This is a genomic window from Pseudomonas sp. ef1 (assembly GCF_007293365.2).
Lineage (GTDB): Bacteria > Pseudomonadota > Gammaproteobacteria > Pseudomonadales > Pseudomonadaceae > Aquipseudomonas > Aquipseudomonas siliginis.
Map to the genome: position 1 here is coordinate 1,939,377 of NZ_CM129815.1, position 20,140 is coordinate 1,959,516.

The 20,140-nt window shown below is 61.6% G+C and carries 17 protein-coding genes; 10 read left to right on the forward strand and 7 right to left on the reverse strand.

Translation table 11 applies throughout. The features are described 5' to 3' along the window. Positions 1-11 precede the first annotated feature (11 nt). Together garD and FEE99_RS08715 are read left to right on the forward strand one after the other, a co-directional pair. On the forward strand, positions 12-1,565 hold the full coding sequence (garD, locus tag FEE99_RS08710) for a galactarate dehydratase (RefSeq protein ID WP_041477965.1): 1,554 nt from the start codon (positions 12-14) through the stop codon (positions 1,563-1,565). Between the two features lie 207 nt (positions 1,566-1,772). Then, positions 1,773-2,714 carry an AEC family transporter gene (locus FEE99_RS08715; RefSeq protein ID WP_041477966.1) on the forward strand — a complete coding sequence of 314 codons (942 nt, stop codon included), beginning with the start codon at positions 1,773-1,775 and terminating at the stop codon, positions 2,712-2,714. A gap of 84 nt (positions 2,715-2,798) precedes the next feature. Here the strand turns inward: FEE99_RS08715 and FEE99_RS08720 are convergent, their stop codons facing one another. From FEE99_RS08720 to gatC, 6 genes are all read right to left on the reverse strand, one after another. Beyond that, positions 2,799-3,176 (reverse strand): carboxymuconolactone decarboxylase family protein, encoded by a 378-nt coding sequence (locus FEE99_RS08720; protein ID WP_041477967.1) that lies wholly within the window; start codon positions 3,174-3,176, stop codon positions 2,799-2,801. Beyond that, complete coding sequence (locus tag FEE99_RS08725) at positions 3,173-4,183, reverse strand: calcium/sodium antiporter (RefSeq protein WP_052392150.1); 1,011 nt, start codon at positions 4,181-4,183, stop codon at positions 3,173-3,175. The genes FEE99_RS08720 and FEE99_RS08725 overlap by 4 nt, the downstream gene beginning before the upstream one ends. Before the next feature lie 97 nt (positions 4,184-4,280). Further along, positions 4,281-4,652, reverse strand: a complete 372-nt coding sequence (locus tag FEE99_RS08730) for a septal ring lytic transglycosylase RlpA family protein (protein WP_024011604.1) — start codon at positions 4,650-4,652, stop codon at positions 4,281-4,283. A 218-nt stretch (positions 4,653-4,870) separates the two neighbouring features. Beyond that, on the reverse strand, positions 4,871-6,316 hold the full coding sequence (gene gatB, locus FEE99_RS08735) for an Asp-tRNA(Asn)/Glu-tRNA(Gln) amidotransferase subunit GatB (RefSeq protein WP_016771702.1): 1,446 nt from the start codon (positions 6,314-6,316) through the stop codon (positions 4,871-4,873). Between the two features lie 10 nt (positions 6,317-6,326). Continuing rightward, on the reverse strand, positions 6,327-7,778 hold the full coding sequence (gene gatA, locus FEE99_RS08740) for an Asp-tRNA(Asn)/Glu-tRNA(Gln) amidotransferase subunit GatA (protein WP_041477968.1): 1,452 nt from the start codon (positions 7,776-7,778) through the stop codon (positions 6,327-6,329). A 16-nt stretch (positions 7,779-7,794) separates the two neighbouring features. Further along, on the reverse strand, positions 7,795-8,082 hold the full coding sequence (gene gatC / locus FEE99_RS08745; protein ID WP_024011606.1) for an Asp-tRNA(Asn)/Glu-tRNA(Gln) amidotransferase subunit GatC: 288 nt from the start codon (positions 8,080-8,082) through the stop codon (positions 7,795-7,797). A gap of 211 nt (positions 8,083-8,293) precedes the next feature. Here gatC and mreB point away from each other — a divergent pair, with 211 nt between their 5' ends. The 8 genes from mreB (at position 8,294) to tldD (ending at position 19,531) form a co-directional block, all read left to right on the forward strand. Further along, on the forward strand, positions 8,294-9,331 hold the full coding sequence (gene mreB, locus FEE99_RS08750) for a rod shape-determining protein MreB (protein ID WP_002555108.1): 1,038 nt from the start codon (positions 8,294-8,296) through the stop codon (positions 9,329-9,331). A gap of 176 nt (positions 9,332-9,507) precedes the next feature. Next, positions 9,508-10,575, forward strand: a complete 1,068-nt coding sequence (mreC, locus tag FEE99_RS08755) for a rod shape-determining protein MreC (RefSeq protein WP_231507578.1) — start codon at positions 9,508-9,510, stop codon at positions 10,573-10,575. Next, positions 10,575-11,066 carry a rod shape-determining protein MreD gene (gene mreD / locus FEE99_RS08760; RefSeq protein WP_024011608.1) on the forward strand — a complete coding sequence of 164 codons (492 nt, stop codon included), beginning with the start codon at positions 10,575-10,577 and terminating at the stop codon, positions 11,064-11,066. Before mreC ends, mreD begins: the two co-directional genes overlap by 1 nt. Before the next feature lie 37 nt (positions 11,067-11,103). Further along, positions 11,104-11,700 (forward strand): Maf family protein, encoded by a 597-nt coding sequence (locus FEE99_RS08765; RefSeq protein WP_041477970.1) that lies wholly within the window; start codon positions 11,104-11,106, stop codon positions 11,698-11,700. Positions 11,701-11,758: 58 nt separating this feature from the next. Next, positions 11,759-13,216 carry a ribonuclease G gene (gene rng, locus FEE99_RS08770; protein ID WP_041477971.1) on the forward strand — a complete coding sequence of 486 codons (1,458 nt, stop codon included), beginning with the start codon at positions 11,759-11,761 and terminating at the stop codon, positions 13,214-13,216. A gap of 75 nt (positions 13,217-13,291) precedes the next feature. After that, positions 13,292-17,095: a YhdP family protein gene (locus tag FEE99_RS08775; protein ID WP_041477972.1), complete on the forward strand. Its 3,804-nt coding sequence runs from the start codon at positions 13,292-13,294 to the stop codon at positions 17,093-17,095. A 128-nt stretch (positions 17,096-17,223) separates the two neighbouring features. Next, on the forward strand, positions 17,224-18,084 hold the full coding sequence (locus FEE99_RS08780; RefSeq protein WP_041477973.1) for a carbon-nitrogen hydrolase family protein: 861 nt from the start codon (positions 17,224-17,226) through the stop codon (positions 18,082-18,084). 4 nt (positions 18,085-18,088) lie between these two features. Next, complete coding sequence (tldD, locus tag FEE99_RS08785) at positions 18,089-19,531, forward strand: metalloprotease TldD (protein ID WP_016771693.1); 1,443 nt, start codon at positions 18,089-18,091, stop codon at positions 19,529-19,531. A gap of 51 nt (positions 19,532-19,582) precedes the next feature. On the opposite strand, the gene yjgA is transcribed toward tldD, so the two are convergent. Beyond that, on the reverse strand, positions 19,583-20,107 hold the full coding sequence (yjgA, locus tag FEE99_RS08790) for a ribosome biogenesis factor YjgA (RefSeq protein ID WP_016771692.1): 525 nt from the start codon (positions 20,105-20,107) through the stop codon (positions 19,583-19,585). Positions 20,108-20,140 lie beyond the last annotated feature (33 nt).

A 20,140-nucleotide genomic window follows, 5' to 3' on the forward strand; every position in this document is an offset into this window, starting at 1 on the left:
GGAGCGGCGTCATGCAGTTGATTGAACATTCCGACTCGCCGCGCTACATCCGCCTGCACGAGCGGGACAACGTTGTAGTGGTGGTCAACGATCAGGGCGTACCGGCCGGTACCGAGTTTGCCGATGGCCTGGTCACCTTGGATTTCGTACCGCAGAGCCACAAGGTCACCCTGGAGGATATTCCTGAAGGCGGCGCAGTGATTCGTTACGGGCAGATTATCGGCTATGCCTTGCAGCCGATCCGTCGCGGCAGTTGGGTCAAGGAGGATCAACTGCGCATGCCGACCGCGCCGCCGCTGGACAGCTTGCCGCTGTCCACCGATGTGCCGGACGCGCAGGCACCGCTGGAAGGCTTCACGTTCGAGGGTTATCGCAACGCCGACGGCACTGTCGGCACGCGCAACATTCTCGGCATCACCACCACCGTGCAGTGTGTCACCGGCGTGCTCGATCATGCGGTCAAGCGCATCAAGGAAGAGCTGCTGCCGAAGTACCCGCACGTCGATGACGTGGTGGCGCTGACCCACAGTTATGGCTGCGGTGTGGCGATTACCGCGACCGACGCCTACATCCCGATTCGTACCGTGCGCAATCTGGCGCGCAACCCGAACCTAGGGGGCGAGGCGCTGGTGATCGGTCTGGGCTGCGAGAAATTGCAGGCCGGGCAGGTGATGCACGAGGACGATGCCTCGGTGGATCTCAGCGATCCGTGGCTGTACCGCTTGCAGGATTCCAGTCACGGTTTTACCGAAATGATCGAGCAGATCATGGACCTGGCCGAAGTGCGTTTGAAGAAACTCGACCAGCGCCGCCGCGAAACCGTGCCGGCCTCCGAGCTGATTCTCGGTATGCAGTGCGGCGGCAGCGACGCGTTCTCCGGCATCACCGCCAACCCGGCGCTGGGTTATGCCTCGGACTTGCTGTTGCGTGCGGGGGCGACGGTGATGTTTTCCGAAGTCACCGAAGTGCGCGATGCGATCTACCTGCTCACCTCCCGCGCGCAAACGCAAACCGTCGCCGAAGAGCTGGTGCGCGAGATGGACTGGTACGACCGTTACCTGGCCAAGGGCGAGGCCGATCGCAGTGCCAACACCACGCCGGGCAACAAGAAGGGCGGGTTGTCGAACATTGTCGAGAAGTCGCTGGGCTCGATCGTCAAGTCCGGCAGCAGCGCGATCAATGGCGTGCTCGGCCCGGGCGAGCGCTTCAAGCACAAGGGCCTGATTTTCTGCGCGACGCCGGCCAGCGATTTTGTCTGCGGTACGTTGCAACTGGCAGCAGGGATGAACCTGCACGTGTTCACCACCGGTCGCGGCACGCCTTACGGGCTGGCCATGGCGCCGGTGGTCAAGGTTTCGACGCGGACTGAACTGGCGCAGCGCTGGCCGGACCTGATCGACATCGACGCCGGACGCATTGCCACCGGGCGCGCGACCATCGAAGAACTGGGCTGGGAGTTGTTTCACTATTACCTGGACGTTGCCAGTGGCAAGCAACAGACCTGGGCGGAGAAGCACAAGCTGCATAACGACATCACTTTGTTCAACCCGGCGCCGATTACCTGAGACCGCGTCATCGTTCTTCGCGAGAAGGCTCGCTCCCACAGGGAAATGCATTGCAAATGTGGGAGCGAGCCTGCTCGCGAAAGCGATCTGCCAGACGCCGAAGGACTTGCGGTGCCTGTGATCGTTCCCACGCAGAGCGTGGGAACGATCAGGGTGAAAGTGGCTTATCATTAGCCCCCTATCGACGCTCACCCAAGGCTCCCCGGCATGCTGGCAATCTTTCTTGAAACCCTGAACATCACCGCGCCGGTGTTTGCCATGCTGTTTCTCGGTGTGCTGCTCAAGCGCATCGACTGGATCAACGACAACTTCATCCACACCGCCTCGTCGCTGGTGTTCAACGTGACCATGCCGGCGCTGCTGTTTCTCGGCATCCTCCACGCTGACCTGCACGCCGCACTGCAACCCTCGCTACTCATCTACTTTTCCCTCGCCACCCTGGTGAGTTTCGCCGTGGCCTGGGGCTGGGCGATTTTCAAGTGTCCGCGGGAAGATCGCGGCATCTATACCCAGGGTGCGTTTCGCGGCAACAACGGCGTGATCGGTCTTGCACTCGCCGCGAGCATGTACGGCGATTACGGCATTTCCCTCGGGGCGATTCTGGCGGCGCTGGTGATCCTGTTCTACAACACCCTGTCGACCATCGTGCTGGCGGTGTACAGCCCGGTGATCAAGTCCGATCCGTGGAGCATCTGCAAAAGCGTGTTCAGCAACCCGCTGATCATCAGCGTGATTTCGGCAGCGCCGTTTGCCTATTTCAAGATCGGACTGCCGGGCTGGCTGGAGACCTCCGGCCAGTATCTGGCGCAGACTACTTTGCCACTGGCGCTGATTTGTATCGGCGGCACGCTGTCGCTGGCGGCGCTGCGCAAGAGCGGCAACATGGCGCTCAGTTCCAGCCTGGTGAAGATGATCGGTCTGCCGGTGCTGGCGACACTGGGGGCATGGCTGTGGGGCTTTCGCGGGGCGGAATTGGGGATTCTGTTTCTCTACTTCGGTAGCCCGACGGCGGCGGCAAGTTTCGTCATGGCCCGGGCGGCGCAGGGCAATCATGAGCTGGCAGCGGCGATTATCGTGATGACCACGTTGATGGCGGCTATTACCACCAATGTCGGGATCTTTGTGTTGCAGTGGGGTGGGTGGATCTGAAGGCAAGATCAAAAGATCGCAGCCTGCGGCAGCTCCTGCATGGAAATGCGGTCTCCTGTAGGAGCTGCCGAAGGCTGCGATCTTTTAGCTTTTCTGGTAGCTATCAATCACTTCCTGCGCCGCGCGAAACGCATCGATCGCCGCCGGTACGCCGGCATACACCGCGCAATGCAGCAGCGCTTCGCGAATCTCTTCCACCGTGCAGCCGTTGTTCAGGGCACCGCGCACGTGGCCCTTCAACTCCTGCGGACACTTCAACGCGGTCAGCGCGGCGAGGGTAATCAGGCTGCGGGTTTTCAGCGACAAACCTTCGCGATTCCACACGCCACCCCAGGCGTGTTCATTGACGAAATCCTGCAACGGCTGGGTGAACTCGGTGGCGTTGCCCAAGGCGCGATCAACGAACGCATCGCCCATGACCTGACGACGGATTTCAACCCCGGACTGCTTCGACTCGCTCATGGCACATCTCTCTTGTGGTGTTGGCGACGCCAGGCGCGGATCGACGTGAACAGCAGAAACGTCAGCAGCGCCGGCAGGACATAAAACAGCATCAAGCGCTCGAGTTTGCCGGCCAGCGGCATACCAGTGGTGAACGACACCACGTGCAGCCCGTAGACCAGATACAAGCCGAGCAGCAACAAGCCTTCAGCCCGGGTCACGCGGTAGCCCGAGTAAAACACTGGCAGACACAGCGCAGCGACGCCGAGCATCACTGGCAAGTCAAAATCCAGCGCGTTGGGGGAGACGGAGAGCGGCGTCGGTGCGAGCAGCGCGGTCAGCCCGAGTACCCCGAGCAGGTTGAACAGATTGGCGCCGATCACGTTGCCCACGGCAATGTCACGCTGCCCGCGCAACGCAGCGATCAGCGAGGTCGCCAGTTCCGGCAGCGAGGTGCCGACCGCGACCACGGTCAGGCCGATGACCCGTTCCGACAGGCCCAGGTCGGTGGCCACGACCACGGCGGCGCCGAGCAGCAAACGCCCGGCGAACACCAGCATGGCCAGGCCAGCGAGAATCATCAGCACACTGATCAACCAGGATTGCTGCGTCTCGGTTGGTCGCTCTGTATGAGGGCGCGTCGAATGTCGCGACTGACGCAACAGCAAGCCGAGGTACAGCGCCAGAGCGCCGAGCAGCAGGACGCCGTCGAAACGCCCGAGGTCTTTATTCCAGGCGAGGATGAATACCAGCAGGCTGGCACCGATCATCAACGGGATATCCAGACGCACCAGTTGCCGCGATACGCGCAGCGGGATGATCAGTGCCGAGAGGCCAAGGGTTACGAGGATATTGAAGATGCCGCTGCCGACCACGCTGCCGACGGCGATGTCCGGGTTGTCGGTCAACGCCGCTTGCAGGCTCACGGTCATCTGCGGCGCGCTGCTGCCGAGGGCGACGATGGTCAGGCCGATGATCAACGGACGCACATGCAGGCGCTCGGCCAGACGCACGGCGGCGCGCACCATCAGCTCGGCGCCGATGAGCAAAAGACACAGGCCGCTGAGCAGTTCGATGACGTTGATCAGCGGCAGATCGGCTAGTCCGAAAATGGTCGGCGCTCCATCAGTCGAGGGCCTGCACGCGAACCCGTGCGGTGCCGCTGCGCAGCATGCCGATCTCATCGGCGGCCTCGCGTGACAGATCGATCAGCCGGCCACGGGTGTGCGGGCCACGGTCATTGATGCGGACCACGACTGATTCATCGTTTTTCAGGTTGGTGACCTTCACCCGCGTGCCGAACGGCAACTGGCGGTGGGCGGCGGTCAGGGAATGCTGGTTGAACGCTTCGCCGCTGGCGGTGCGCTTACCGTGATGTTTGGCTCCGTAATAGGAGGCGACGCCGGTCTGGTCATAACCGTGCGGGTCGATGGTGTCGGTACTGGCGCAACCGGCCAGCAGAGAGAGCAGGGCGCTGCTCAGCAACAGACGCTTCATTCAAAGGTATCCCGGATCAAATGTAGGAGTGACCTGTGGCGAGGGGATTTATCCCCGTTGGACTGCGCAGCAGTCCCAAAACTGAGAACTCGGTTTATCTGGTGCAAATCAAGCTCAGCAATTGGGGCCGCTTCGCGGCCCAACGGGGATAAATCCCCTCGCCACAGGTCCCTTCCACAGGGGATGGAGCCAGGCTTTGGATCTGGCTCCATTGGTGGTCAGCCTTCGAGCTTGCTTTTCAGCAGTTCGTTCACCTGCTGCGGGTTGGCCTTGCCTTTCGAGGCTTTCATGGCCTGGCCGACGAAGAAGCCGAACATCTTGCCGCGTTTGGCTTCGTCTGCCGCGCGGTACTGTTCGACCTGTTCGGCGTTGGCCGCGAGCATTTCGTCGAGCACGGCCGAGATCGCGCCGGTGTCGGTGACTTGCTTGAGGCCGCGCTTCTCGATGATCTCGTCAGCACTGCCTTCACCATTGGCCATCGCTTCGAACACCACCTTGGCGATCTTGCCGGAGATGGTGTTGTCCTTGATGCGCTGCAGCATGCCGCCCAGTTGCTCGGCGGAGACTGGCGAATCCTCGATGTCCAGGCCCTGCTTGTTGAGCAGGCTGCCCAACTCGACCATCACCCAGTTCGCCGCCAGTTTCGCGTCGCCACCGATGGCTGCGACTTTCTCGAAGTAATCCGCCTGTTCACGGCTGGTGGCCAGCACGTTGGCGTCGTAGGCCGACAGACCGAACTGGCTCTGGAAGCGTTCGCGCTTTTGCGGTGGCAGTTCCGGCAGAGTGGCACGCACTTCACCGAGGAACGACTCTTCGATGACCACCGGCAGCAGGTCCGGATCAGGGAAGTAACGGTAGTCGTTGGCTTCCTCTTTCGAACGCATCGGACGGGTCTCGTCCTTGTTCGGATCGTACAGGCGGGTCTGCTGGATCACTTTGCCGCCGTCCTCGATCAGTTCGATCTGACGCTGGATCTCGGAGTTGATTGCCTTCTCGATGAAGCGGAACGAGTTGACGTTCTTGATCTCGCAGCGAGTGCCGAACTCGACCTGGCCTTTCGGGCGCACCGAGACGTTGCAGTCGCAACGCAGCGAGCCTTCGGCCATGTTGCCGTCGCAGATACCCAGGTAGCGCACCAGCGCGTGGATCGCCTTGACGTAAGCCACGGCTTCCTTGGCGCTGCGCATGTCCGGCTCGGAAACGATTTCCAGCAGCGGCGTGCCGGCACGGTTCAGGTCGATGCCGGTGGCACCGTTGAATTCTTCGTGCAGGCTCTTGCCGGCGTCTTCTTCAAGGTGCGCGCGGGTGATGCCGACGCGTTTGACCGTGCCATCCTCAAGGGCGATGTCCAGGTGGCCTTTGCCAACGATCGGCAATTCCATCTGGCTGATCTGGTAGCCCTTGGGCAGATCCGGGTAGAAATAGTTTTTCCGGGCGAACACGTTGTGCTGGCCGATCTCGGCGTCAATCGCCAGACCGAACATCACCGCCATGCGCACCGCTTCCTGGTTGAGCACCGGCAGCACGCCGGGCATGCCCAGGTCGATCAGGCTGGCCTGGGTGTTCGGCTCGGAACCGAATGTGGTGGAACTACCGGAAAAGATTTTCGACCGGGTGGTGAGCTGAGTGTGAATCTCCAGCCCGATCACGACTTCCCATTGCATGTGTGTCTCCTCAGAAGCCGGTTGGGGTGCGGGTGTGCCAGTCAGTGTTGAGCTGATACTGGTGGGCAACGTTCAACAGGCGGCCTTCCTGGAAGTACGGCGCGAGCAACTGCACGCCCACCGGCAGACCGTCGACAAAACCGGCCGGCATCGACAGGCCCGGCAGGCCGGCGAGGTTGGCGGTGATGGTGTAGACGTCTTCCAGATAGGCTGCGACCGGGTCGCTGTTCTTCGCGCCAAGCTTCCAGGCCGGGTTCGGCGTGGTCGGGCCGAGGATGATGTCGACTTCATTGAACGCAGCCATGAAATCGTTCTTCACCAGACGACGGATCTTCTGCGCTTTCAGGTAGTAGGCGTCGTAGTAACCGGCGGACAGCGCGTAGGCACCGACCATGATCCGGCGCTGTACTTCCGCGCCGAAGCCTTCGCCACGGGAGCGCTTGTACAGGTCGATGAGGTTTTCCGGGTTTTCGCAGCGGTGGCCGAAACGCACGCCGTCGAAACGCGACAGGTTGGAAGACGCTTCTGCCGGGGCGATCACGTAGTACGCAGGAATGGCGTGCTGCATGTTCGGCAGGCTGATTTCCTTGATCACCGCACCGAGCTTCTGCAACTGCTGGATGCTGTTCTGGATCAGCTCGGCAATGCGCGGGTCTAGACCGGCGCTGAAGTATTCCTTCGGCACGCCGATGCGCAGGCCTTGCAGCGAATCGCCCAGGCTGGCGGAGTAATCCGGAACCGGCTCATCGATGCTGGTGGAGTCGTTCGGGTCGAAGCCGGCCATGCCTTGCAGCAGAATCGCGCAGTCTTCGGCCGTGCGTGCCAACGGGCCGCCCTGATCGAGGCTGGAAGCGTAGGCAATCATGCCCCAGCGCGAAACGCGACCGTAGGTCGGCTTCAGGCCGGTGAGGTTGGTGAACGCCGCCGGCTGACGGATCGAGCCGCCGGTGTCAGTGGCCGTGGCCGCTGGCAACAGACGAGCAGCTACTGCCGCAGCCGAGCCACCGGACGAACCGCCCGGCACATGTTCCAGGTTCCACGGGTTTTTCACCGCGCCGTACCAGCTCGACTCGTTGGCCGAACCCATGGCGAATTCGTCCATGTTGGTCTTGCCCAGGGTCACGGCGCCGGCAGCTGCCAGTTTCGCGACTACGGTGGCGTCATACGGAGCTTTGAAGTTGTCGAGCATCTTCGAGCCGCAGCTGGTGCGGATGCCCAGGGTGCAGAACAGGTCCTTGTGGGCGATCGGCGCGCCGAGCAGGGCGCCGCTCTCACCGTTGGCCCGGCGTGCATCGGCGGCTTTCGCCTGCTCGATGGCCAGATCCTCGGTGAGGCTGATGAAACTGTTGAGCTGTGGGTCGAGCTGGGTAATACGCGCCAGCAGGACTTTGGTCAGCTCTTCGGAAGAAAACTTTTTATCGGCGAGACCGCGGGCGATCTCGGCCAGAGTCATTTGATGCATTGCAGGCTCTTTCCCTTTAGTCGATGACTTTCGGAACCAGATACAGGCCGTTTTCGACCGCTGGTGCGATGGACTGGTAGGCCTCGCGATTATTCGTCTCGGTCACCACGTCGGCGCGCAGGCGCTGACTGGCTTCCAGGGGGTGGGCCAGCGGCTCGATACCGTCGGTATCAACGGCCTGCATTTCGTCGACCAGCCCGAGAATGCTGTTGAGGGCGGAAGTAATGTGCGGAAGATCGGCATCGTTGAGGCCAAGGCAGGCCAGATGCGCGATTTTTTCCACGTCGGAGCGTTCTAGCGCCATCGGGATTCTCCAGTGGAAAACAGAACGGACGGCGTCCGTGTGTTAGATTGTCGGAACACTACCGCACTTCTACGGTCATAAGGCCGCGATTGTGGGGCTTGGTGCACAGAAAAGCGGCCAATTTAACATATTGGCGCCTTGCCCAAAATCCCTGTCGTTGTTAGAGTTTGCCGCACTTTTTTACCCACGCGTTGCCTAGGGTCCCTTTCCCATGTTCAAGAAACTGCGTGGCATGTTTTCCAGCGATCTTTCCATTGACCTGGGCACTGCCAACACCCTTATTTACGTGCGCGAGCGCGGTATCGTCCTGAATGAGCCATCGGTTGTGGCCATTCGGACACACGGTAACCAGAAAAGTGTCGTTGCTGTCGGCACCGAGGCCAAGCGCATGCTCGGCCGTACGCCGGGCAACATTGCTGCCATTCGTCCGATGAAGGATGGCGTGATCGCCGACTTCAGCGTCTGCGAAAAGATGCTGCAGTACTTTATCAACAAGGTTCACGAAAACAGTTTCCTGCAGCCCAGCCCTCGTGTGCTGATCTGCGTTCCATGCAAGTCCACCCAGGTCGAGCGTCGCGCCATCCGTGAATCGGCCCTTGGCGCCGGTGCCCGTGAAGTGTTCCTGATCGAAGAGCCGATGGCTGCTGCGATCGGTGCCGGTCTGCCGGTTGAAGAAGCGCGCGGTTCGATGGTCGTGGATATCGGTGGTGGTACCACCGAGATCGCCCTGATCTCCCTGAACGGTGTGGTTTACGCCGAATCCGTACGTGTCGGCGGCGACCGTTTCGACGAAGCGATCATCACCTACGTGCGCCGCAACTACGGCAGCCTGATCGGTGAATCCACCGCTGAGCGCATCAAGCAGGAAATCGGTACGGCCTACCCGGGCGGCGAAGTACGCGAAGTCGATGTTCGCGGTCGCAACCTGGCCGAAGGCGTTCCACGCGCATTCACCCTGAACTCCAACGAAGTGCTCGAGGCTCTGCAAGAGTCGCTGGCCACCATCGTTCAGGCGGTGAAAAGCGCGCTGGAGCAATCGCCGCCGGAACTGGCTTCCGACATCGCCGAGCGTGGCCTGGTGCTGACCGGTGGTGGCGCGCTGCTGCGTGACCTCGACAAGTTGCTGGCCCAGGAAACCGGTCTGCCGGTGATCGTTGCCGAAGATCCGCTGACTTGCGTTGCTCGCGGCGGTGGCCGTGCGCTGGAAATGATGGATAAGCACACCATGGATCTGCTTTCGAGCGAATAAGCTTCGAATGCAATACGTGGGTGAACGCACAGGCAGCACTTTGCAGTGCTGCCTGTTGGCGTTTATCTTCTGTCAGTCTTCATCCAGGCCGGTTTGATGCCGTATGAATAAACAGAACATTTGCCTGGGAGGAGCGGCTTATTAAACCGCTTTTCACCAAAGGCCCTTCGTTGGGCGTGCGCCTGTTGGTGCTGGCCGTGCTCGCGGTCGCGCTGATGGTGGTCGATGCACGTTTCGACCTGCTCAAGCCCGCGCGCAAGCAAGCGTCGCTGGTGCTCATGGATGCCTACTGGATCACTGACCTGCCCGGCCGCTTGTGGGAAGGGGTCGCCAGTCAGTTCGGCAGCCGCACCGAGCTCGTCGCCGAAAACGAAAAACTCAAGACCGAAAATCTGCTGTTGCAGGGGCGCATGCAAAAGCTCGCGGCCCTGACCGAGCAGAACGTTCGGCTGCGCGAGTTGCTCAACTCCTCCGCGCTGGTAAATGAAAAGGTCGAAGTGGCCGAGCTGATCGGCATGGATCCCAACCCCTTCACCCATCGCATCATCATCAACAAAGGTGAGCGCGACGGCGTGGTGCTCGGCCAACCGGTGCTCGATGCACGCGGGCTGATGGGCCAGGTGGTCGAATTGATGCCGTACACCTCGCGCGTTCTGCTGCTGACCGACACCACCCATAGCATTCCGGTGCAGGTGAATCGTAACGGTCTGCGCGCGATTGCCAGTGGCACCGGCAACCCTGAGCGCCTGGAATTGCGTCATGTCGCCGACACGGCGGACATCAAGGAAGGCGATCTGCTGGTCAGCTCCGGCCTCGGCCAGCGATTCCCCGCTGGTTATCCGGTGGCCACGGTCAAGGAAGTCATCCACGATTCCGGCCAGCCGTTTGCCATTGTCCGCGCCGTGCCGACTGCCGCCCTGAACCGCAGCCGCTACCTGCTGCTGGTGTTCAGCGACAGCCGCACTGCCGAGGAACGCGCCAATGACGCGGCCCAGGCGCAGGAACAGCTCGATGCCCACGGCGGCGGCCCGATGTTGCCGGCCAGCGTGCCGAAACCGTTGATCATGCCTGCCACGCCGTCGACCGCTACCGCAGCGCCGGCCGCTGAAGCAGCGGCGCCTGCCACCACGCCTGCCAAGCCTGCCGCGAGCAAACCGCCCGCTGCCGCTCCGGCCGCTGCCAAACCGCCCGCCGCGAGCAAACCACCGGCGAAACCGCCAGCGACTACCGGGGGACGAGAATAATGGTCGGCGCGAAAAAATCCGGAAACGGCTGGATGATCTGGCTGACGTTCTTCGTCGGTATCCTGCTCAGCGTTTCACCGTTGCCGATCTTCATGGAAATCCTTCGCCCGCTGTGGCTGGCCTTGCTCGTGACCTTCTGGGCGCTGTACATGCCGCACACGGTCGGCATGGTCACCGCCTTCTGTCTGGGACTGGCCGAAGATGTCCTGCAGGGCGACCTGCTCGGGCAGAACGCGCTGATCCTGACCCTGATTACTTTCCTCGTGTTGTCGTTGCAGCAGCGTCTGCGCATGTTCCCGATGTGGCAGCAGTGCCTGGTGATCCTGGTGATCTTCGGCCTCGCACAATTGGCGCAACTGTGGCTCAGCGCTCTGACTGGCAACCGTCAGCCAACCCTGGCCTTGGTCTTGCCGGCGCTGGTCAGTGCCTTGCTCTGGCCGTGGGTCAGCTTCGCCCTTCGCGGGATGTGCCGACGCTACAGAATCTATTGAGCCGGTGAAGCAGGGCACTGAACAGGGAGATGTTTTGATGAAACTGCTTTACCTCGCCTCCGGCTCACCGCGTCGCCGTGAATTGCTCACGCAGATCGGCGTGCAGTTCTCCGCCATCAGCGCGGACATCGACGAAACCCCGCTTCCTGAAGAATCCCCTTCGGCCTATGTCGAACGCCTTGCGCGTGGCAAGGCTGAGGCCGGTCGCCGTTCGGTCGTCTCTGATCAGCCGTTCTGCGTGCTTGGCGCCGACACCGCTGTGGTGCTCGACGGCAAAATTCTTGGCAAACCGGTGGACGAAGCCGATGCATGCGCCATGCTGATGATGTTGTCCGGCAACGAACACGAAGTGCTGACCGCCATCGCCGTGCTTGAAGGTGAGCGCTGCGAGTCGCGGGTGGTGCGCAGTCGGGTACGTTTCCGCAGCATCAGCCGCAATGAGGCCGCCGCCTACTGGGTCAGTGGCGAACCGCGCGACAAGGCCGGCGGCTATGGCATTCAGGGCCTGGGTGCGGTGTTTGTCGCCGGGCTCGAAGGCAGCTACTCGGCGGTGGTCGGCTTGCCGTTGTGCGAAACCTGCGAGGTGTTGGGCCATTTCGGCATACCCTGTTGGCAAAACCTGAACACGCCCTGAGCGTCGTACGAATCCAGATGCGGCCACTATCGTGAACATGCCTGAACGAGATCCTGCCATGAGTGAAGAGATTCTGATCAACATCACGCCGATGGAGTCGCGCGTGGCGGTGGTCGAAAACGGTGTGCTGCAAGAAGTCCACGTCGAGCGCACGCAGAAACGCGGGATCGTCGGCAACATCTATAAAGGCAAGATCGTTCGCGTCCTGCCGGGCATGCAGGCGGCATTTGTCGACATCGGCCTCGATCGTGCGGCTTTCATTCACGCCGCCGAAATCTCCCTGCGTGAAGGCCCGGCGGTGGAAAGCATCAGTTCGCTGGTGCACGAAGGCCAAAGTCTGGTGGTGCAAGTCACCAAAGACCCGATCGGCTCCAAAGGCGCACGCCTGACCACACAACTGTCGATTCCTTCGCGCTATCTGGTGTACATGCCGCGTACCGCTCATGTCGGCATTTCCCTGAAGATCGAAGACGAAGCCGAACGCGAGCGCCTCAAGCAGGTGGTCAGTGATTGCGTGGCCAAAGAAGGCATCAAGGAGGCCGGCGGTTTCATTCTGCGCACGGCCGCGGAAGGCGCGGGCGCTGATGAAATCCTCATGGACATCCGCTACCTGCGGCGCCTCTGGGACCAGATCAACGAGCAGATCAAGACCATCGCCTCGCCGAGCGTGATTTACGAAGACCTCGGCCTGGCCCTGCGCACCCTGCGTGACCTGGTCAATCCGAAAATCGAGAAGATCCGCATCGATTCCCGGGAAACCTTCCAGAAAACCACGCAGTTTGTCGCCGAACTGATGCCGGAAATCGCCGATCGTCTGGAACACTATCCGGGTGAACGACCGATCTTCGATCTGTACGGTGTCGAAGACGAAATCCAGCGCGCGCTGGAGCGCAAGGTGCCGCTGAAGTCTGGCGGCTATCTGGTGATCGATCCGGCGGAAGCCATGACCACCATCGACGTCAACACCGGGGCGTTCGTCGGTCATCGCAACCTCGAAGAAACCATTTTCAAGACCAATCTCGAAGCGGCCACGGCGATTGCCCGGCAGATGCGCCTGCGCAATCTCGGCGGGATCATCATCATCGACTTCATCGACATGGAAGATGAAGAGCACCAGCGTCAGGTCCTGCGCACTCTGGAGAAACAGCTGGAGCGCGATCACGCCAAGACCAACATCATCGGCATCACCGAGTTGGGCCTGGTGCAGATGACCCGCAAGCGCACCCGCGAAAGCCTTGAGCAGGTGCTGTGCGAACCGTGCAGCAGTTGTCAGGGACGCGGCAAACTGAAGACCGCCGAAACCATCTGTTACGAGATCTTCCGCGAGATTCTGCGCGAGGCGCGGGCCTATCAGGCCGAGGGTTACCGGGTGCTGGCCAACCAGAAGGTGGTCGATCGTCTGCTCGACGAAGAGTCCGGTAACGTCGCCGAACTTGAAGGTTTTATCGGTCGCACCATACGCTTCCAGGTGGAAACCATGTATTCCCAGGAACAATATGACGTGGTGCTGCTCTGAAACCCTGCATCACCCTTCATTCAACGCGGCTGGCCTCAGCTTTTCGCAGTTTTTTTGCCATGGGAGCCAACTGACATGGAGCGTCTGACACGCATTCTGGCCGCACTCACCCGCTGGGGGCTGGGCCTGTGCGCGTTGGTTCTGGTGTTGATGGCTTTGTACGTCAGCCTCGGCCGCGAGCTGACCCCTCTGGTGGCGGAATACCGCGCCGACATCGAAGACAAGGCCAGCGCCGCCCTCGGCATGCCTTTGCAAATCGGTGAGCTGGAAGGCAACTGGAGCGGTTTCGCACCGATCCTGCTGGCCCATGACGTGATGGTCGGCGACGGCGCCAACGCGCTGCGCCTCGACCGCGTGCGGGTAGTGCCGGATATGTGGGGCAGCTTGCTCGCCCGCGAAGTCCGTCTCGCGCATATCGAACTCAACGGTTTGAAGATCAGCCTCAAGGAAGCCGAAGACGGTACCTGGGCGCTGGAAGGCCTGCCGGTGCAGAAGGATCAACCGTTCGATGCGGTGCAAATGTTCCAGCGCTCGCAGATGATCAGGCAATTTTCAGTGCTCGACAGCCAGGTGACCCTGCAACCGCTCGATCACCCTCCCATGACGCTCACCTATGTCGGCCTCAATCTGCGTACCGGCGCCAGCCGCCAGCGTCTCGACGCGCGTCTGACCTTGCCCGATGGCCAGCCTGTCGCGCTGAGTCTGCGCAGCCAGCTTCGTCCCGATCAGTGGCAGAACAGCGCCATCGAGGGTTATGCCAGCCTGCCGCAGAGCGACTGGTCGAAATGGCTTCCCGAGCGCCTGACCCAGCAATGGAATTTTTCCGAGATCAAGGCCGGCGGCGAACTCTGGGTCGATTGGTCCGAAGGCGCTTTGCAAAGCGCCGCGTTGCGCCTGAATGCGCCGCAAGTGACCGGTGCCTACGCCGAGCGCAAGCCGATCCAGATCAACAATCTGGCGCTCAACGCCTATTACCGCAACACCGCCGAAGGGGTGAAAGTCACTCTTGATTCACTGGCGATGAGCTTCGGCGAAACCCGCTGGGAATCCCATGTGCAGGTGCAGCAGACCCGCGCCAGCGCCAAGGCTGAAGAGCTCTGGCATCTGCAGGCCGATCGCCTCGATCTGACCCCGATCACGCCGCTGCTCAATGCGCTGGGGCCGTTGCCACAAAGCTTCGCCACAGTGGTCGAGCGTTTGAAGGTAACCGGCGGCCTGCGTAATGTGCTGCTGGACTTCCGCCCGACCGCCACCGATGGCAACAAATTCGGCTTTGCCGCCAACCTCGACAACGTCGGTTTCGATGCCTACCACGGCGCTCCGGCGGCGCGCAATGTCAGTGGCAGCCTGAGTGTCAACCTCGACGGCGGCGAGTTGCGCCTCGACAGCAAGGATTTCGTCCTGCACCTCGATCCGATTTTCGCCAAGCCATGGCAATACCTGCAGGCCAATGCGCGGTTGACCTGGAAGCTCGACAAGGATGGCTTCACCCTGATTGCGCCATACCTCAAGGTATTGGGCGAGGAGGGCAAGATTGCCGGCGATTTCCTCATTCGCCTGCACTTCGACCATAGCCAGGAAGACTACATGGACCTGCGCGTCGGCCTGGTTGATGGCGACGGTCGCTACACCGCGAAATACCTGCCGGCGGTGTTGAGCCCGGCGCTTGATGAGTGGCTGCGCACAGCGATCCTCAAAGGCGCAGTGGACCAGGGTTTCTTCCAGTATCAGGGCTCGCTGAGCAAGAACGCCGGCGAGGCTGATCGCAGCATCAGCCTGTTCTTCAAGGTCCATGACGCCGAACTGGCCTTTCAGCCTGGCTGGCCCCATGTGAGCAAGGTCAGCGGCGATGTGTTCATCGAAGACAGCGGCGTGCGCATCTGGGCCAGCAAAGGCCAGTTGCTCGATACGCAAGTCAGCGATGTCTTCGTCAATATTCCTCATGTACCGGCCGGGCAGAACTCGCATTTGTTCCTGGATGGCGCATTTGCCGGTGGCCTCGGCGACGGCTTGAAGATTCTTCAGGATGCGCCGATCGGCACTGGCGAGACCTTTGCTGGTTGGGAGGGTGCGGGTGATCTGAATGGCAAGCTCAAGCTCGATATTCCGCTGGCCAAGGGCGAGGAACCTAAAATCCTCGTCGATTTCAAAACGGCCAACGCGCGGCTGAAACTGGCCGAACCGAAGCTCGAACTGAGCCAGCTCAAGGGCGATTTCCGCTTCGACAGCAATAAAGGCCTCAGCGGCCAGAACATCTCTGCACGGGCCTTCGACAAACCGGTCACTGCGCAGATCTTCGCTGATGGCAGCCCCAACCAGATCAAGACCCGGGTTGCGGCGTCGGGGCAGGTTGAAGTGAAAAAGCTCACCGATTGGCTGGGCGTGACCCAGCCGTTGCCGGTGTCCGGGACGATTCCTTATCAGTTGCAGCTGAATCTTTCCGGGGCCGACAGCCAGTTGCTGGTCAGCTCCAGCCTCAAAGGCGTGGCGGTGGATCTGCCGGCGCCGTTCGGCATGACCGCCGATGTCGGACGCGACACGGTATTCCGCATGACCTTGCAAGGGCAGGAGCGGCGGTACTGGTTCAATTATGATCAACTGGCCAATTTCACTTTTGCTGCGCCGCCGAGCAATTTCGCCGATGGCCGTGGCGAACTGTTTCTCGGTGCTGGCGAAGCGGTGTTGCCGGGCGCCAAGGGCCTGCGCATTCGCGGGGTGCTGTCGGAACTGGACGTCGCGCCGTGGCAGGATCTGGCCAGCAAGTACGCTGGCGGGGATCCGGGCGGCAGCGCCAAGCAACTGCTGAGCAGCGCTGACATCAAGGTCGGCAAATTGACCGCGTTCGGCACCACGCTGGATCAGGCTGCGGTGCAGATCAATCGCAAGCCAGGCGCGTGGAACCTGGCGCTGGATAGCCAACAGGCCAAGGGCAGCGCCAGCCTGCCGGATGCCAACGGCGTGCCGATTGCGGTGAATCTGCAATACGTGAAACTGCCGGCGCCGGACCCGGCGGTGCAGGCTGACGAGAACGCGCCTGATCCATTGGCGTCGGTCGACCCGACGAAAATCCCGGCGCTGGATATCACCCTCAATCAGTTGTTCCTCGGCCCCGATCTGGTCGGTGGCTGGTCGCTGAAAGTGCGGCCGACGGCCAAGGGCATCGCACTGAACAACCTCGACATGGGCCTCAAGGGTATCCTGCTGCAAGGCAACGGCGGCTGGGAAGGCGCGCCGGGGGCGACCAGCAGTTGGTACAAGGGCCGCATTGGCGGCAAGAATCTGGCCGACGTGCTCAAAGGCTGGGGCTTCGCGCCAAGCGTGACCAGCGAAGAATTCCATATGGATGTCGACGGCCGTTGGCCGGGCTCGCCGGCGTGGCTGGCGACCAAGCGCTTCTCCGGCACCCTCGATGCCTCGCTGAACAAAGGCCAGTTCGTTGAAGTGGAAGGCGGTGCTCAGGCGCTGCGGGTGTTCGGCCTGCTCAACTTCAACTCGATCGGCCGGCGCCTGCGTCTGGACTTCTCCGACCTGTTCGGCAAAGGCCTGAGCTACGATCGGGTCAAAGGCCTGCTGGTGGCGAACAATGGTGTCTACGTGACACGTGAGCCGATTCGCCTGACCGGGCCTTCGAGCAACCTGGAATTGGACGGCACGCTGGATCTGGTCGGTGACAAGGTCGATGCGAGATTGCTGGTGACCTTGCCAGTGACCAACAACCTGCCGATCGCCGCGTTGCTCGTCGGCGCACCGGCGGTCGGCGGCGCGCTGTTCCTCATCGACAAGCTGATCGGCGACCGCGTCGCGCGCTTCGCCAGCGTCAAGTACACCGTCAAAGGCCCATGGAAAGAGCCGAAAATCACCTTCGACAAGCCTTTTTAACTAGCAGACACTACCCCTGTAGGAGCTGCCGAAGGCTGCGATCTTTTGATCTGGCTCTTAAAAAAAATCAACAGATCGCAGCCTTCGGCAGCTCCTACACAGTCATATGCAAATCCCGAGGAGCGGCCATGTCTTTAGCGGTGATTCAAATGGTCAGCCAGAGCGACGTGCCGGTCAATCTGGCCCAGGCCCGACGCTTGCTCGAACAGGCCGCCGCCGGCGGGGCGAAACTCGCGGTGCTGCCGGAAAACTTCGCCGCCATGGGCCGTCGCGACGTCGCCGATATCGGCCGCGCCGAGGCCTTGGGCGAAGGGCCGATCCTGCCATGGTTGAAACAGACCGCCCGCGACCTCACCTTATGGATAGTCGCCGGCACGTTGCCGTTGCCACCGTTGGGTCAACCCACGGCCAAAGCCAATGCCTGCTCATTGCTGATCAACGAGCACGGCGAGGTGGTCGCGCGCTATGACAAGCTGCATCTGTTCGATGTCGATGTCGCCGACAATCGCGGCCGGTACCGTGAATCCGATGACTATGCTTATGGCGGTAATGTAGTGGTGGCGGATACGCCGGTGGGGCGAGTCGGTCTGAGCGTGTGTTACGACTTGCGTTTCCCGGAGCTGTACAGTGAATTGCGTGCCGCCGGTGCCGAATTGATTACCGCACCGTCGGCGTTTACGGCCGTAACCGGCGACGCGCACTGGGATGTACTGATCCGCGCGCGGGCCATCGAAACACAGTGTTATATCCTCGCGGCCGCGCAGGGCGGCAGCCATCCCGGACCGCGTGAAACCTTCGGGCATGCGGCGATTGTCGACCCGTGGGGGCGCGTGCTGGCCCAACAGGATCAAGGCGAGGCGGTGTTGCTGGCCGCCCGCGACAGCGATGAACAAGCGTCCATCCGGGCGCGCATGCCGGTGACGCGTCATCGGCGGTTTTTCTCGCAGGGCGCCCAGCGGCCTGCTTCAGAACACGAATTTAAGGCGTAAACCTATGAGCGAGTTGTTGTCCTCAGTCAGTGATCACCTGTTGGCACCCGGCGGTGTCACGATCGAGAGCCTGCAAGGCGTGCTCGGCGATCTGGCCGGGCCGGGCATCGATGCCGCCGACCTGTATTTCCAGGGCCAGATTTCCGAGTCATGGGCGCTGGAAGACGGCATCGTCAAGGAAGGCAGCTTCAACCTCGATCAGGGTGTCGGCGTGCGTGCACAGTCCGGTGAGAAAACCGGTTTTGCCTACAGCAACGCGATCACCCTTGAAGCTCTCGGCGCAGCGGCCCGCGCCGCGCGTTCGATCTCCCGCGCCGGACAGAACGGCACCGTGCAGGCGTTCACCAGCCAGGACGTCGCGCAGTTGTACGCGCCCGATAACCCGCTGGAAGTGCTCAGCCGCGCGGAAAAAGTCGAGTTGCTCAAACGCATCGACGTCGCCACCCGCGCACTCGACCCACGCATTCAGCAGGTCAGCGTGAGCATGGCCGGGGTCTGGGAGCGAATCCTTGTTGCGTCTACCGATGGCGGTCTCGCCGCCGACGTGCGCCCACTGGTGCGTTTCAACGTAAGCGTCATCGTCGAACAGAACGGCCGGCGCGAACGCGGCGGGCATGGCGGCGGCGGGCGTACCGATTACCGCTACTTCCTCGCCGAAGACCGCGCCATGGGTTATGCCCGCGAGGCGCTGCGCCAGGCACTGGTCAACCTTGAAGCAATTCCAGCGCCGGCCGGTACCTTGCCGGTGGTGCTGGGTTCCGGCTGGTCCGGGGTGCTGTTGCACGAAGCGGTCGGTCACGGTCTGGAAGGCGATTTCAACCGCAAGGGCAGCTCGGCCTATAGCGGGCGCATGGGTGAAATGGTTGCCTCCAAGCTATGCACCATCGTCGATGACGGCACCTTGAGCGGCCGTCGCGGTTCGCTGAGCGTCGATGACGAAGGCACGCCCACCGAGTGCACTACGCTGATCGAAAACGGCGTACTCAAGGGCTACATGCAAGACAAGCTCAATGCGCGCCTGATGGGCGTGGCGCGGACCGGTAACGGTCGTCGCGAATCCTATGCGCATCTGCCGATGCCACGGATGACCAACACCTACATGCTCGGTGGCGAAAGTGATCCGGCGGAAATCATCGCCTCGGTGAAGAAGGGCATCTACTGCGCCAACCTCGGCGGCGGTCAGGTCGATATCACCAGCGGCAAGTTCGTGTTCTCGACCAGCGAGGCTTATCTGATCGAGGACGGCAAAATCACCGCACCGGTCAAAGGCGCGACATTGATCGGCAACGGCCCCGAGGCGATGAGCCGGGTGTCGATGGTCGGTAACGATCTGGCGCTGGACAGCGGTGTGGGTACGTGCGGCAAGGATGGGCAGTCGGTGCCGGTGGGTGTCGGCCAGCCAACGCTGAAAATCGATGCGATTACCGTGGGTGGCACGGGCGCATAAGAGAGGCGGGGCTTTCGGGTGGCGCGCAGGGCGGCCACCCGGTGACGATTTTCAACGCAGGCCGCGTTGAGTCTCGTCCAGCTCCCGAATGTATTTGAAGATCTTGCGGCTCGAAGCAGGTGGTTTGTTTTGCGCAACCTCATGCTGGGCCTGACGGATCAGGGAACGCAATTGCTGGCGATCGGCGTCCGGGTACTCGATGACGAATTTCTCCAGCACGGCGTCATCGCCCGCGATCAGGCGGTCACGCCAGCGTTCCAGATTATGGAAACGCTCGTTGTACTGGCGAGTGGAGGCATCGAGTTGATCGAGCAGAGTCAGAATCGCGTCAGTGTCCTGGTCGCGCATCAGTTTGCCGATGAACTGCAAATGCCGTTTACGCGCGATATTCGCGGTGTGCTTGGGCGCATCGGCCAATGCCCGGCGCAAAGCGTCGGTCAACGGCAGTTTGGCGACCAGATCAGGCTTGAGTGTGGTCAGGCGCTCGCCGAGGTCAACCAGCGCATGCAACTCGCGTTTGACCTGAGATTTGCTTTTTTCTCCCGTATCGAGGGAGTCGTCGTAAGAATCAACCATGGGGGCAGTCCGCAAAGAAACGCCGCCATGATA